The sequence below is a fragment of the Streptomyces sp. NPDC088553 genome, from assembly GCF_044752965.1.
GTDB lineage: Bacteria > Actinomycetota > Actinomycetes > Streptomycetales > Streptomycetaceae > Streptomyces.
Genome location: NZ_JBIVMG010000006.1, coordinates 186,264 through 200,532 on the forward strand (window position 1 = coordinate 186,264; position 14,269 = coordinate 200,532).

Genomic DNA, 14,269 nt, shown 5'->3' on the forward strand with positions numbered 1-14,269 from the left:
TGAGCCTCAGTACGAGAAGGCCATGGGGCGGTCGGGGTCACGAGAGTCCCCGCCGATCTTGGTGGGCGGGTTGAGGTCGTCCTCGGTGAGCTCCGGAGGGCCGGCCTTGATGTACTTCACGAGGAGCTTGACCTCGATCACGGCGAGCACGGCGTAGAGCGCGGTGAAGACGATCATCGAGGTGAGCACCTCGCCCGTGGTGGTACCGGGGGAGACCGCGTCGCGGGTGCGCAGCACGCCGTAGACGACCCAGGGCTGACGGCCCATCTCGGTGAAGATCCAGCCCCAGGAGTTGGCGATCAGCGGGAACGCCATGGTCCAGAGGGCGACGATCCAGTACCACTTGCCCAGGCGGGGGCTGAGCGCCTTCCGCTTGAACAGGACCAGGTTCGGCACTTCGTCCTCACCGGTCCGCAGCCCCGGTGCCAGCATGAACTTCTTGCGGGTCAGCCAGAGGCCGAGCATGCCGATCGCCAGCGAGGCCATGCCGAAGCCGATCATCCAGCGGAAGCCCCAGTACGCGACGGGGATGTTGGGCCGGTAGTCGCCCGGACCGAACTTCTCCTGCTCGGCCTTGTTGATGTCGTTGATGCCCGGGACGTACGAGGTGAAGTCGTCGTTCGCCAGGAACGACAGCAGGCCCGGGATCTCTATGGCCACCTTGTTGTGACCCTTGTCGACATCGCCGTAGGCGAAGATCGAGAACGGCGCGGGCGCCTCACCGTCCCAGAGCGCCTCGGCGGCCGCCATCTTCATGGGCTGCTGCTTGAACATGACCTTGCCGAGCAGGTCACCGCTGATGGCGGTGCCGAGGCCGGCGATGATCAGGGTGATCAGACCGAGTCGCAGCGAGGTCCGCATCACCGGGATGTGCTTCTTGCGCGCCAGGTGGAAGGCGGAGATGCCGACCATGAACGCGCCGCCGACCAGGAAGGCCGCCGTCATGGTGTGGAAGAACTGGGTGAGGGCGGTGTTCTGGGTGAGCACGTGCCAGAAGTCGGTGAGCTCGGCCCGGCCGCGCTCCTCGTTGATCCGGTAGCCCACCGGGTGCTGCATCCAGGAGTTCGCCGCGAGGATGAAGTACGCGGAGAGGATGGTGCCGATCGACACCATCCAGATGCAGGCGAGGTGGATCCGCTTGGGGAGCTTGTCCCAGCCGAAGATCCACAGACCGATGAAGGTCGACTCGAAGAAGAAGGCGATGAGCGCCTCGAAGGCGAGCGGCGCACCGAAGATGTCACCGACGAAGCGCGAGTAGTCGGACCAGTTCATGCCGAACTGGAACTCCTGCACGATGCCGGTGACGACACCCATGGCGATGTTGATCAGGAAGAGCTTGCCCCAGAACTTCGTCGCCCTGAGGTACTTCTCGTTCTCCGTGCGGACCCATGCGGTCTGGAGGCCTGCGGTGAGGGCCGCGAGGGAGATCGTCAGGGGGACGAAGAGGAAGTGGTAGACGGTGGTGATGCCGAACTGCCAGCGCGCCAGGGTCTCTGGCGCCAGAGCGAGGTCCACGTCGTTTTCTCCTTACATCGCCGTGGTCACATCGGCAGTTTGCCCGGATAATCCCACCAAACAAGGGATGAACCAGGACACGCTTGTGAACGCGTTCACATTCACAAGCATTATTACTCATACGAAATCCGTACCTTCAGTCGGGGGCCCCTCTACCGAAGGTCACCTCTTCCCAGGATCTTCAACATATTGTTGAATCCGGGGCATGACCCTTCGGATACGCATCGTCTGGCCGGCCGGACACACCACGGCCACCCTTGAGGAAACCCCCACGAGCACGGCGCTCGTGGGGGCTCTCCCGATCTCCTCCACCGCCCGGACCTGGGGCGAGGAGGTCTACTTCGACACTCCGGTCGCCGCCTCCGTCGAGGCCGGGGCGCGGCAGGTCGTCGACGCGGGCACGGTCGCCTTCTGGACGGAGGGCGACGCCCTCGCCCTCCCCTTCGGACCCACGCCGATCTCGCGGGGCGAGGAGTGCCGGCTCGCGAGCCCCTGCAACGTCCTGGGCGCGCTCGACGGCGACCCCCGGATCCTGGCCACCGTGCGGGACGGCGACCCGATCCGGGTGGAGCTCATCAGGGCCTGACCGGCACCGGGCGACGGCCCCGGCCGGTTCGACGTCACCTGCCGGTCGGGCGGCCGGCGCGTGCGCAGGCCGGTTCGACGCCACCTGCCGGTCGGACGCCGGCGCGTGCGCGGGCCGGTTCGACGCCACCTGCCGGTCGGACGCCGGCGCGTCCTCAGACCTCCTTGCGGAAGCCCTCCGCCGCCTTCAGGAACAGGTCGTTCGCCTCGGTCTCGCCGATCGTGACGCGCACGCCCTCGCCGGCGAACGGCCGCACCATCACCCCGTGCCGCTCGCACTCCGCCGCGAAGTCCAGGGTCCGCTCGCCGAGCCGCAGCCAGACGAAGTTCGCCTGGGTGTCCGCCACGGTCCAGCCCTGCCCCACGAGACCCGCGTGGACCCGCTCGCGCTCGGCCACCAAGGAGCCGACCCGCCCGAGCAGTTCGTCCTCGGCCCGCAGCGAGGCCACCGCCGCGTCCTGCGCCAGCTGGCTCACGCCGAACGGCACGGCCGTCTTGCGCAGCGCCGCCGCCACCGGCTCATGGGCGACCGCGAAGCCGACCCGCAGCCCCGCCAGGCCGTACGCCTTGGAGAAGGTCCGCAGCACGGCGACGTTCGGCCGGTCGCGGTAGAGCTCGATGCCGTCCGGGATGTCGGTGTCGCGGACGAACTCGCGGTACGCCTCGTCGATCACGACCAGGACGTCGGAGGGCACCCGGTCGAGGAAGCGCTCCAGCTCGGCCCGGCGCACCGCGGTGCCCGTGGGGTTGTTGGGGTTGCAGACGAAGATCAGCCGGGTCCTGTCGGTGATCGCCGCAGCCATCGCGTCGAGGTCGTGCACCTCGCCCTCGGTCAGCGGCACCTGCACCGAGGTGGCCCCGCTGATCTGCGTGATGATCGGGTACGCCTCGAAGGAGCGCCAGGCGTAGATGACCTCGTCGCCGGGGCCGGAGGTGGCCTGCAGGAGCGACTGGGCGACACCGACCGAGCCGGTGCCGGTGGCCAGGTGCGAGACGGGCACGCCGAAACGGTCCGCCAGCTCCTCCGTCAGACCCGTGCAGGCCATGTCCGGGTAGCGGTTGAAGTTCGCGGCGGCGGCCAGCGTGGACTCCATGACCCCCGGCAGCGGCGGATACGGGTTCTCGTTGGAGGACAGCTTGAAGGCCACGGGCCCACCCGAGGCCGCCGGCCTGCCCGGCTTGTAGGTGGGGACGCCGTCCAGCTCGGCGCGCAGCTTCGGGCCCGTGCTCGTCCCGCTGGTCCCGCTGGTCTCGCTCACTCTGTGGCCTCCTCGACCGTCCGTACCGCCAATACTCCTCACCTTAAGAGGATTCCCCTCCGCTGCGAATGGGCTGTGGACAACAGGAGGGACACGCTGTGGACACGACCACCGTGAGCGGCGCCCGCGCTACCCCGAAGAGCACCCCGGGGCGGCGCCCTCGCGGCCCGGCGGAGACCGCCGACGCGCCACCCGGGCGACCCGGCGGAGACCCCGGCGCGCCACCGAGCGACCCGGCCGGCCGCCCCCGGCACGCCACCCTGAGCGGGCTCCCGGAGCCGCCTCGGGGGCCGCCCCGGAGCCGCCCCGGAGCCGCCTCGGGGACCGCCCCGCGAGCCGCCCCCGGAGCCGCTCCCGCCGCGGTCGCGAACCGGGGGAGCGCGCGTCCGGGTGGCGCGCGCCGGTGGCGGGCGCCGTGGCGCGCATCCCCCGTAGAGGTGAGTTGAGACCTCTTCGAGACCTCGCCCCCACGCCAGGCCTACGCCGTTCGGCAACCACTGGTCCCATGGCGAAGGCCCTAACTACCTTGGATTCCTTGCCTCTTGACGCCTTTCGGCCATGCAGAAACGTGCCTGTCAACGCCTGCATATGCGACCGGCCCAACCGCCCCTCATCGCCCTACTATCGGCTCGCCATGACAGCAGCAGGGAAGCACCAGGTGAGCCGGGCACAGACCCGGGGAAGCCGGCAGGGCCGGGCAGGCATCCGGGACGTGGCCGCCGCCGCCGGGGTCTCCATCACGACTGTCTCCGACGCGCTCAACGGCAAGGGCCGACTCCCCGACGCCACCCGCCGTCACGTGCGCGAGGTCGCCGACCGGCTGGGCTACCGCCCGTCCGCGGCGGCCCGCACGCTCCGCACCGGGAAGTCGGGACTCATCGGCCTGACCGTGACCACGTACGGGGATGAACCTTTCACCTTCACCGAATTCGCGTACTTCGCGGAGATGGCCAGAGCAGCCACATCGGCGGCGCTCGCGCGGGGCTACGCCCTGGTCATCCTCCCCGCCACATCCCGCCATGACGTCTGGTCGAACGTCGCCCTCGACGGCACCGTCGTCATCGACCCCTCCGACCACGACCCGGTCGTCACCGAACTGGTCCGGCAGGGCCTGCCCGTCGTCTCCGACGGACGCCCCGCCGGCACCCTTCCGGTCACGGCCTGGGTCGACAACGACCACGAAGCCGCCGTCCTCGATCTGCTCGACCATCTCGCCGACGCCGGCGCCCGCCGCATCGGTCTCCTCACCGGAACCACCACCGACACCTACACCCGCCTGTCCACCACCGCGTACCTCAACTGGTGCGAGCGGGTGGGCCAGGACCCCGTCTACGAGGCCTACCCGGCGCACGACCCGTGCGCGGGCGCCGTCGCGGCCGACCGGCTGCTCGCCCGACCGGACCGGCCCGACGCCGTGTACGGCCTCTTCGACCCCAACGGAACCGACCTCCTCGCGGCCGCGCGCCGCTACGGGCTGCGCGTCCCGGACGACCTGCTGCTGGTCTGCTGCAGCGAGTCGACCGTCTACGCCACCACCGAACCACCCATCACGACGCTCTCGCTCAAGCCGCGCCGGATCGGCACGGCCGTCGTCCAGCTCCTCATCGACGCCATCGAAGGGATCGACACCGACGGCCCGGTCGAGCAGGTGATACCGACGGAACTCATCGTCCGCACCTCCTCGCAGCGCCGTTCACCACGCACCACCGTCAGCCCGCCGCGCTCACCCGCGAAGGACTGACACCCCGCCAACCGGCGCCACCGAATCCGCCGTCCCCGCCCCTGCCCGTGGGCCGGGACGGCGAAACCGGCCACCGAACCGGCCTCAACCCTGGACTCGACCTTCTCAATTCGGGCGAAACAACCGGTGAACCCGGAGTGGACCCGGATTCACCACCCCTGGTGCGTCACACAGGAGGACCCTCATTCCTATGATGGGCGCACGACACCGCGGACCACCCCGACCAGGTCGGTCCGCGATGTGCAGGGCATCGCGACGGTGGTGGAGGGGTCCATGACTCAGGGGGCCGGGCAGGAGCCCGTGGTGCGCACGGCGACATTGCGTGACTTCCGCGTACCGCCGTACGCCCGCGTGCCCGTACAGGGCCATGCCACCGATCCGACGACCACGGAGCCTCTGCCGGTGCCACCACCGGCCGAACCCGCTCCCCCGGAGCACGCGCCCGTGGCCGCGCCCGCGGCCCCCGTGGCCGCCGTAGGCGCGGCCGCGCCGGCGCCCTCCGTGCCCGTGACTGCTCCCGCCGTCCCCACACACGCCCCCGCCGTCCCCACCCACGCGCCCGCCGCGGCCGCGCCGGTGGCCGGTCCGCCCGCGCCCGCCGAGCCGACCCTGCACCTGGGACGCCGTACCGCTCCCGCGTACGCCCCGGCCTCGGCCCCCGCCCCGCTCCCGACCCCCGCCTCGTCGACCACGACGGGCTCCTCCATCGTCTCCGTCGCCACCGGCCACCCCGGGAACGCCTTCCCCGAGGGCGGGATGCCCGAGGGCTACACCCCGACCGAGCGCGACCTCCCGGTCATCAACCGCGGGGACACCGTCCAGGTCCCGGTCGCCGCCGAGCCCGCCCCCACCGCCGAGCCCGCCCCCACGAGCGGCGAAGGCCCCGGCCCCCTCTTCGTCGTCGGCGACGTCCACGGCTATCTCGACGAGCTGGTCGAGGCTCTCCGCGCCCAGGGACTCATCGACGAGAACGGCAGCTGGGCCGCCGGCAACGCCCGCCTCTGGTTCCTCGGCGACTTCACCGACCGCGGCCCCGACGGCATCGGCGTCATCGACCTCGTCATGCGGCTCTCCGCCGAGGCCGCCGCCGCCGGCGGCTACTGCAAGGCCCTCATGGGCAACCACGAGCTGCTGCTCATCGGCGCCAAGCGCTTCGGCGACACCCCGGTGAACTCCGGCGCGGGCACCGCCACCTTCCAGGCCGCCTGGCTGCTCAACGGCGGCCAGAAGCACGACATGGACCGGCTCCAGGACGTCCATCTGCAGTGGATGTCCCGGCTCGACGCCGTGGTGCGGGAGGACGACCACCTCCTCCTGCACTCCGACACCACCGCCTACCTCGACTACGGCCAGACCATCGAGGACGTCAACGACACGGTCCACGAGATCCTCAACCGGAACGACGCCGACGAGGTCTGGGACGTCTTCCGCAAGTTCACCAAGCGCTTCGCGTTTCGCGACGAGGGCGGCCCGCAGGCCGTCCAGGAGCTGCTCTCCACCTACGGCGGCTCCCGGATCGTGCACGGCCACAGCCCCATCCCGTACCTCCTCGGCCAGGTCGGCACGGAGGACGGCGAGGGCAATTCGGGCCCGCTCGTCGACGGACCGCACGTGTACGCGGACGGTCTGGCGATCGCGATGGACGGCGGGGTGACCATGGCCGGAAAGCTACTGGTCGTCCAACTCCCCCTGAATGGCTGACGCATAACCCTCCGCATCCGGGGAAGTCGAATTCCGGAAACCCCCTGTCAGCGTGTGGCGCCACCGCAATACCATCGGGTCCATCCGTAGCAGGCTCTCCTCCGTTTCCGCCCAACCGACCGTTTCCCACGGCTGATCCGGGCCTACGGAGCATCGGGGGATGCACATGAACGTGGCTCCGCACCTGCTGACCGAGGATCGCGCCGAGTACGAGCGGGTCCTCGACGACGCACTGAGCACCGCCCACGCACGTCCGGAGCTCGCCGGAGCGGGAACCCGGCTCACGCTCGCGCAACTGCGCTCCCTGACCCTGAACGCGACAACTCTGGTCACCAGCGCCGCGGCGAGCGAGTACGACCACTTCGTGAAGGTCCGCGAGCAGCACCGCGCGGCCCTCGGGACCAGGACGCCGGCGTCCCCGGACCGCCCGGGCCCGGACCCGGGCCCCGGCCCCGGTGTCGTCGCGATCCTCACCGTCATGGTGCCCGTCCTCGCGGGCGCGGCCGCCGTCATCTTCCTGCTGGTCGGCGCGGTCATGCACGCCGTCGCCCCCAGCGTGGCGTTCGGGGCGACCCTGCTCACGGCCGGCCTGGTCTTCGGCGCGGTGGCGGCCGCCGGCCTGCTCGGCGCGGCCGCCGGGCTCCTCGTGACGGCCCTCCGCAACAGCCCGGCCGAGGTGAGCAGGTCCGGTGCGGCCGCGGCCGCACCGGACGACGAACTCTCCCGCGCCCGCGAGGCCTGGCGCCGCGCCCTCCTCGAGCGGGGCATCCTGCCCTTCCTCCGCGACGTCCTCGCCGCCACCACCTCGCCGGACGCCGGTCCTTGACGACACGGAGCCGGAGGGCTCGCCGGGAGCGGAGAGTCAGCCGGACGACGTCATGTGCGACAGGAGCCAGTCGACCAGGGCTCGAACGGCGTTGCGCCTCGCCCGCCAGACGGACGGGCGGGTGGCCGAACTCGGGCGGGCCCTGCGTTCCCTCGACTGGGACGGACCGCTCCCCGAGGACGGCCCCGTCGACGTCTGGGCCATGGCGGGGCTGGTGGAACAGGCCTCGGACAGCTCCGACGCCGTCTTTCTGAGGGACGTCTCCGATGCCCTGCGCCGTGTGCACGGTGCCATCGACGAATGCGTCCGGCTCATTCACAGCGCTCGCCCGACACCGAACGGCGTCGGCACGGACGCGCCTCCGGCGACGTCGGCGCCGTTCGGATCCCGGCAGCTGCGGCCTCCTCCGCCCGATGTGGACGGACGGCATGTGTGGCGGTCGGCCGAATGGCGGGACCACTTCCCCGAGGTCGTCCGCACCCTTGAGGACCTGTGCCTCCACGGCAGTGCTGCCCAGGTGGAGGCCCTCCTCCGGGACGTGAGCGGACTGCCCGCGAAGGGGCTCGCCGAGGGACTGGTCGCCCTGGCCGACGCCGGACAGGGCACCATGCTGAGGCGCGTGCTCAAGCTCGCCGCCGAGCGTGCCGGGGACGAGGTGTTCGAGATCGTCCTGGCCCTGCGCGAGCGCCGCCGCTGGGACGACGCGGAACGGTTGATGTGGGACTACGGGCTTCGTCGGCGCGGCCCCCTGGCAAACCCGGGCGTCGACATCGCTCCCCACCAGGACACGGCCCGCAGGTGGTTCACCCTGCACTACGGCCCCGTCCCCCGATTCAGGCCGGACCGCTGGGAGTTCCGGATCTTCGGAGCCACCGCGCTACCCGGCAAGCAGTCCTTCAGCCTCGACGCCCTGCGCGCCCTGCCGAACTCGCGGCTCGCCGGTGACCTGCACTGCGTGACGAAGATGACCTGGCCGGACAACGACTGGGGCGGGGTCCTGATGTCCACGCTGCTCGACATGGCGCCACCGGCCGCCGACGTCACCCACCTGATGGTCTGGGCCGAGTACGGGTACTCCGCCAACCTGCGGCTGGAGGACGTCCTCGACGGGCGGGCCATCCTCGCCACCCACAACCACGGCAAGCGGCTCGAACCCGGGCACGGCTTTCCCCTACGGCTCGTGGTGCCGCACCTGTACGGGTACAAGGGCCCCAAGTGGGTGCGGGGAATCGAGTACATGACGTCCGACCGCCGCGGCTTCTGGGAGGAGCGCGGGTTCCACAACCTCGGCGAGGTACGCCTCGAACAGCGCTACTCGTACCAGGAGGAACCCGGAGAGGGACCGCTGCCCTGACCACTGGCCCGCGCGGCGGCACGGGCCGGCACGGCCTCCGGGCGGGTGGCGACACGGCCTCCGGGCGGGTGGCGGTCCGCCTGCGGGCGGGTGGCGGTCCGCCTGCGGGCGGGTGGCGGTCCGCCTGCGGCGGGGCCCGTTCAGAGGATGCCGGCCTGGCGGGCGGCGGTCATCCAGCTCGGGAACTCGGAGAGAAGCCGGTCGTAGAGCTCCTGGTCGGGGACCGTGCTGATGTCGTCGACGGCGAAGAAGCCGACGTTGTCGACGCGACGCCCGGGCAGAGAGTCGAACCGTTCCAGCACGCCGTAGTCGGACCGCCCCAGACCGACGAACTGCCAGAAGATCGGTTCCTCCACCGCCGCGCGCAGTTCCCGCTCGATCTCGGCGTTGCGATAGACACCACCGTCGGAGAAGAACAGCACCAGGGTGGGGGCGGGTGCGGGATTCCCGGCGACGTAGGAACGCACCTCGGCGATGACCCGCTGCTCCTCGTTCTGGATGCCCACGGTCCGCATGTCGACCTGCCCGGCTTCCAGCCCCTTCGGCCTCCTGTTGCGACGGAAGAGGCCCACCTGCCCGACGCGTACGTGCAGACGCAGCCACTCCGGGAGGTCATCGAGCCGGAGATCGGGCAGACGGGCCGGCTGGGAGGCGAATGTCCATGCCTGCATCTCACCGTCGTCGTCGAGCTGCGCGGCGACCGCAGCCATCCGCTCCACCACGTCGGCCACGACGCCCCGCGTGTACAGAAAGCTCATGGAACCGGAGGCGTCCAGCACGAGGACGACCCGCGCGACGGCCCCCTCCGCCCCGTGCTTGCGCAGGCTGACCGCGACCTGTTCCTTGCGCAGCGACAGCCGCTTGCGCATGTCCACGGGAAGCCGCTCCTCGCCCTTGCTGAGGCGCGGGCCCCCGGACGACACGCTCGGGACGGGAGCCGAAGCCGAGCCCGGGGCCGAGCCCGGGGCCGGAGCCGAAGCCGAGCCCGGGGCCGAGCCCGGAGCCGGAGCCGGAGCCGAGCCCGGAGCCGAAGTCGGCACGGCGGGTGCCGGCGGAGCCGAAACGGCCGGCGGAGCCGGTACGGCGCCCGCCGGCGCCGCGGCGCCCGAGTCCGGCTCGTCGACCGTGATGCCGAACTCCGTGGCCAGACCGGCGAGCCCCTCGGCGTACCCCTGGCCCACCGCCCGGAACTTCCACTTCCCCTGCCGCAGGTACAGCTCGCCGCAGATGAACGCCGTTTCGGTGCCGGCCGTCATGTCGAAGCGTGCCAGCTCGTCCCCGGAAGCCGCGTCGAGCAGTCTCAGCACCATTCCGGGCACCTGGCCGAAGGTCCCGCCGTCGGTCGAGGCGCACAACGCGACGCGCTCGACGTCGGGATCCAGCGAGCGGAGGTCCACGGCCACGATGTCGCTCGTGACACCGGCGGCGCTCTGCTTCCCCAGGTGAGCCACGGCTTCGGACGCATGCCGTGGCTGGTTGTAGAAGACGAGGTCGCCGTCGTCGCGGACCCGGCCGGCCGAGGTCAGCAACAGTGCCGAAGCATCGACGTCGGGCACGCCCGGCCCCTGGGCCCAGACAAGCTCGACGCGCAGTGCCGCAGAGTCCACTGGCACGTTGGCGCCCTTGCTGAGGGATCTCGCTGTCATGGCACCAGTCTGCCCAGTCCACGGACGGAATGGCTGGTTCTTGCCTGTCTTGCCGTCCCGGAGGTGGGCGAGGCGCTGGGGACGGCAGGGCCTCGCCTCGCCCTCGGGGGGTCAGTCCGCCAGCGGCAGGTACACGCGGTTGCCGGTCGCCGCGAACTCGGCCGACTTCGCGGCCATGCCCGCCTCGATCTCGTCCGCCTTCAGGTCGCCGCCGTGCTCACGCCGGATGTCCTGCGAGATCTTCATCGAGCAGAACTTCGGACCGCACATCGAGCAGAAGTGCGCGGTCTTCGCGGGCTCCGCCGGCAGCGTCTCGTCGTGGAACTCGCGCGCGGTGTCCGGGTCGAGCGCCAGGTTGAACTGGTCCTCCCAGCGGAACTCGAACCGCGCGTCCGAGAGCGCGTCATCCCATTCCTGCGCGCCCGGGTGCCCCTTGGCGAGGTCCGCCGCGTGGGCCGCGATCTTGTACGTGATGACCCCGGTCTTCACGTCGTCGCGGTTGGGCAGGCCCAGGTGCTCCTTGGGCGTGACGTAGCAGAGCATCGCCGTGCCCCACCAGGCGATCATCGCGGCGCCGATGCCGGAGGTGATGTGGTCGTACGCGGGAGCGACGTCCGTGGTCAGCGGGCCGAGCGTGTAGAACGGCGCCTCCTCGCAGATCTCCTGCTGGAGGTCGATGTTCTCCTTGATCTTGTGCATCGGGACGTGCCCGGGGCCCTCGATCATCGTCTGCACGTTGTGCCGCTTGGCGATCGTGTTCAGCTCGCCGAGCGTGCGCAGCTCAGCGAACTGCGCCTCGTCGTTGGCGTCCGCGATCGAGCCGGGGCGCAGCCCGTCGCCGAGCGAGTACGTGACGTCGTACGTCGCGAGGATGTCGCAGAGCTCCTCGAAGTGCGTGTAGAGGAAGTTCTCCTTGTGGTGCGCGAGACACCACGCCGCCATGATCGAGCCGCCGCGCGAGACGATGCCGGTCTTGCGGCGCGCGGTGAGGGGCACGTACGGCAGGAGTACGCCGGCGTGCACCGTCATGTAGTCCACGCCCTGCTCGGCCTGCTCGATGACCGTGTCCTTGTAGATCTCCCAGGTCAGGTCCTCGGCGCGGCCGTCGACCTTCTCCAGCGCCTGGTAGAGCGGCACGGTGCCGATGGGCACGGGGGAGTTGCGCAGGACCCACTCGCGGGTGGTGTGGATGTTGCGGCCGGTGGACAGGTCCATGACCGTGTCGGCGCCCCACTTGGTCGCCCAGGTCATCTTCTCCACCTCCTCCTCGATGGAGGAGGTGACGGCGGAGTTGCCGATGTTGGCGTTGACCTTCACCAGGAACCGCTTGCCGATGATCATCGGCTCGATCTCCGGGTGGTTGACGTTCGCCGGGAGCACCGCGCGGCCCGCCGCGATCTCCTCCCGTACGACCTCGGGGGAGACGTTCTCCCGGATCGCCACGTACTCCATCTCCGGGGTGATCTCCCCCCGGCGGGCGTACGCGAGCTGGGTCACGGCCTGGCCGTCGCGGCCGCGGCGCGGCACACGCGGCCCGCCGGGGAAGACCGCATCGAGGTTCTTCAGTCCCCCGCCGCGCGGCGAGGTGTGCTTGATGCCGTCGTCCTCGGGGCGGGCCGGGCGGCCCGCGTACTCCTCGGTGTCGCCGCGCGCGATGATCCAGTTCTCGCGCAGCGGCGGAAGGCCCCGCCGTACGTCGGTGTCGACGGTGGGGTCGGTGTACGGGCCGGACGTGTCGTACAGCGTGACGTCCTTGCCGTTGGTGAGGTGCACCTGACGGACCGGCACCCTGAGGTCGGGGCGCGAGCCCTGGACGTACCCCTTGTGCCAGCCCGGCGTGCGGGCGCCGTCGGCAGAGGTGTCGTCCTGCTCGGAGGCAGGCGTGCGTGCATCCTGAATGGTCATGAGACCGATCTCCCTACGCCGGCATTACCCGGTAACAGGTTCGGCGGTCGGCGCAGCCTCCTCCCGTACGTACATCAGTACGCGCGTACGGTGATCAGCGCCCTCTCAGCCCGGTGCTCCGAGCTCCCGCGTGTGCAAAGGTGCCACCACGCTAGCGTCATCCCTGGCGTGCTGAACAGTGGGCCCCCGCCGTTCTTGCGATGATCGGTCGGTGACTTCCCCCCGACAGACTCCCGAGCCGCACGGCCACGACCACGATCACAGCCCTCACCAACATGCTCAGCCACACGGCTCTCACGGGCACGGTCCGGCACAAGGATCGCAGGCATCGCACGGATCGCAGGGATCGCACGGGCACGGTCCGGCACACGGATCCCACGGGCACAGCCACAGCCATGGGCCCGCCACCCCGGTCTCCCGGCATCTGCGCAGGGTCATCGCCGCGATCCTGATCCCCTTCGCCACGGCGGTCGTGGTCGGGCTCGTGGTTCTGTGGCCGGGTGGCACCCCGCCGCACGAGCGCACCGGCGTCGGCTTCGACCGGCAGACCGAGCAGGGCAAGGTCGTCGCCGTCCAGCAGGTGGACTGTGCCTCCGTGAACGCCGGGCAGGTCCCGCCGACCGGTGACACCTCGACCCCGCAGGGCCGCGAAGCCGTCAACGCGCAGCAGGGGGAGTGCGAGAAGGCGACGATCGAGGTCACCAGCGGTCCGGAGAAGGGGCGGACGTTCACCGAGATCGTGCAGCCGGACGCACCGCGCCAACTGCACGAGGGTCAGGGCGTGGTCGTGGCGTACGCCCCCGACGCCCCGCGCGATCTGCAGTACTCGGTCACCGATGTGAACCGGAAGGTCCCGCTGGCGGTGCTCGCCGCGATCTTCGCGGTCGCGGTCGTGGTCGTCGGCCGGATGAAGGGCGTGATGGCCCTGATCGCGCTGATCGTGAGCTTCCTGATCCTGACGTTCTTCATCCTGCCGGCGATCCTGGACGGGTCGAATCCGCTGGTCGTGGCGGTGGTCGGATCGAGCGCCATCATGCTGATCGCGCTCTACATGTGCCACGGGCTCTCGGCCCGCACCTCGGTCGCGGTGCTCGGGACGCTGATCTCCCTGCTGCTGACCGGTCTGCTCGGCTCGGTGTTCATCGGCTGGGCCTCGCTGAGTGGCAACACCGACGACAACACCGGTCTGATCCACGGCCTGTACCCGGACATCGACATGTCCGGTCTGCTCCTGGCCGGGGTGATCATCGGCTCGCTCGGTGTGCTCGACGACGTCACGGTGACCCAGACGTCGGCGGTCTGGGAGCTGAACCAGGCCGACCCGGGCATGGGGCCGCGCGCGCTCTACCGGGCCGGTATCCGGATCGGCCGCGACCACATCGCCTCGGTCGTGAACACTCTGATGCTCGCCTACGCGGGTGCCGCCCTCCCGCTGCTGCTGCTCTTCTCCATCGCGCAGAGCAGCATGGGGACGGTGGCCAACAGCGAGCTGGTCGCCGAGGAGATCGTCCGGACGCTCGTCGGATCGATCGGTCTGGTCGCCGCCGTGCCGCTGACCACGGCGCTCGCGGCGCTGGTGGTCTCCGCCGACCGCACGGACGCCGGGGGACGGCCGGGCACGGACGTCCCAAAGCCCGCGGCGGTACGGGGCGGACGGCGCCGCCGCGCGAAGTGAGGTGCACCGGTCGACGCGCGCCGAGACGGTACGTGAGGACCGACCGGGCCCGGTACAGGGGG

10 protein-coding genes and 1 riboswitch are annotated in these 14,269 nt (G+C 70.8%); of the genes, 6 read left to right on the forward strand and 4 right to left on the reverse strand.

The window, feature by feature from the left end; all coding sequences use genetic code 11:
• Nucleotides 1–6 precede the first annotated feature (6 nt).
• A complete protein-coding gene (locus ACIP8Z_RS21435) occupies nucleotides 7–1,515 on the reverse strand; it encodes a cytochrome ubiquinol oxidase subunit I (protein ID WP_319315224.1) in 1,509 nt (502 codons plus the stop codon).
• A gap of 205 nt (nucleotides 1,516–1,720) precedes the next feature.
• On the opposite strand from ACIP8Z_RS21435, the gene ACIP8Z_RS21440 reads away from it, so the two are divergent.
• Nucleotides 1,721–2,101, forward strand: a complete 381-nt coding sequence (locus ACIP8Z_RS21440) for a cyclophilin-like fold protein (RefSeq protein ID WP_402085656.1) — start codon at nucleotides 1,721–1,723, stop codon at nucleotides 2,099–2,101.
• A gap of 154 nt (nucleotides 2,102–2,255) precedes the next feature.
• Here the strand turns inward: ACIP8Z_RS21440 and hisC are convergent, their stop codons facing one another.
• Nucleotides 2,256–3,359 carry a histidinol-phosphate transaminase gene (gene hisC, locus ACIP8Z_RS21445; protein WP_402085658.1) on the reverse strand — a complete coding sequence of 368 codons (1,104 nt, stop codon included), beginning with the start codon at nucleotides 3,357–3,359 and terminating at the stop codon, nucleotides 2,256–2,258.
• A gap of 634 nt (nucleotides 3,360–3,993) precedes the next feature.
• On the opposite strand from hisC, the gene ACIP8Z_RS21450 reads away from it, so the two are divergent.
• The 4 genes from ACIP8Z_RS21450 to ACIP8Z_RS21465 all read left to right on the forward strand — a co-directional run bounded on the left by ACIP8Z_RS21450 (nucleotide 3,994) and on the right by ACIP8Z_RS21465 (nucleotide 8,981).
• Nucleotides 3,994–5,100 (forward strand): LacI family DNA-binding transcriptional regulator, encoded by a 1,107-nt coding sequence (locus ACIP8Z_RS21450; protein WP_041130217.1) that lies wholly within the window; start codon nucleotides 3,994–3,996, stop codon nucleotides 5,098–5,100.
• Between the two features lie 273 nt (nucleotides 5,101–5,373).
• On the forward strand, nucleotides 5,374–6,801 hold the full coding sequence (locus ACIP8Z_RS21455) for a metallophosphoesterase (RefSeq protein ID WP_402085659.1): 1,428 nt from the start codon (nucleotides 5,374–5,376) through the stop codon (nucleotides 6,799–6,801).
• Between the two features lie 160 nt (nucleotides 6,802–6,961).
• Nucleotides 6,962–7,627, forward strand: a complete 666-nt coding sequence (locus ACIP8Z_RS21460) for a hypothetical protein (RefSeq protein ID WP_402085661.1) — start codon at nucleotides 6,962–6,964, stop codon at nucleotides 7,625–7,627.
• Between the two features lie 715 nt (nucleotides 7,628–8,342).
• The gene (locus tag ACIP8Z_RS21465; protein WP_402086512.1) at nucleotides 8,343–8,981 is read left to right on the forward strand and encodes a molybdopterin-dependent oxidoreductase; all 639 of its coding nucleotides are present in this window, start codon (nucleotides 8,343–8,345) and stop codon (nucleotides 8,979–8,981) included.
• Nucleotides 8,982–9,121: 140 nt separating this feature from the next.
• On the opposite strand, the gene ACIP8Z_RS21470 is transcribed toward ACIP8Z_RS21465, so the two are convergent.
• Together ACIP8Z_RS21470 and thiC are read right to left on the reverse strand one after the other, a co-directional pair.
• Nucleotides 9,122–10,627: a VWA domain-containing protein gene (locus ACIP8Z_RS21470; protein ID WP_402085663.1), complete on the reverse strand. Its 1,506-nt coding sequence runs from the start codon at nucleotides 10,625–10,627 to the stop codon at nucleotides 9,122–9,124.
• Nucleotides 10,628–10,738: 111 nt separating this feature from the next.
• Entirely contained in the window at nucleotides 10,739–12,532 is a 1,794-nt protein-coding gene (gene thiC / locus ACIP8Z_RS21475) for a phosphomethylpyrimidine synthase ThiC (RefSeq protein ID WP_402085665.1), read from the reverse strand.
• Nucleotides 12,526–12,672: riboswitch (TPP riboswitch) on the reverse strand. Its footprint overlaps the gene before it by 7 nt.
• 71 nt (nucleotides 12,673–12,743) lie before the next feature.
• On the opposite strand from thiC, the gene ACIP8Z_RS21480 reads away from it, so the two are divergent.
• Nucleotides 12,744–14,207: a YibE/F family protein gene (locus ACIP8Z_RS21480; protein ID WP_402085667.1), complete on the forward strand. Its 1,464-nt coding sequence runs from the start codon at nucleotides 12,744–12,746 to the stop codon at nucleotides 14,205–14,207.
• The last annotated feature ends 62 nt before the right edge of the window (nucleotides 14,208–14,269 follow it).

Coding starts and splice junctions, on each gene's coding strand:
- ACIP8Z_RS21460 (WP_402085661.1), top strand. CDS start 6,962: ATGCACATGAACGTGGCTCCGCACCTGCTGACCGAGGATCGCGCCGAG.
- ACIP8Z_RS21455 (WP_402085659.1), top strand. CDS start 5,374: ATGACTCAGGGGGCCGGGCAGGAGCCCGTGGTGCGCACGGCGACATTG.
- thiC (WP_402085665.1), bottom strand. CDS start 12,532: ATGACCATTCAGGATGCACGCACGCCTGCCTCCGAGCAGGACGACACC.
- ACIP8Z_RS21440 (WP_402085656.1), top strand. CDS start 1,721: ATGACCCTTCGGATACGCATCGTCTGGCCGGCCGGACACACCACGGCC.
- ACIP8Z_RS21470 (WP_402085663.1), bottom strand. CDS start 10,627: ATGACAGCGAGATCCCTCAGCAAGGGCGCCAACGTGCCAGTGGACTCT.
- ACIP8Z_RS21450 (WP_041130217.1), top strand. CDS start 3,994: ATGACAGCAGCAGGGAAGCACCAGGTGAGCCGGGCACAGACCCGGGGA.
- ACIP8Z_RS21465 (WP_402086512.1), top strand. CDS start 8,343: ATGTGGGACTACGGGCTTCGTCGGCGCGGCCCCCTGGCAAACCCGGGC.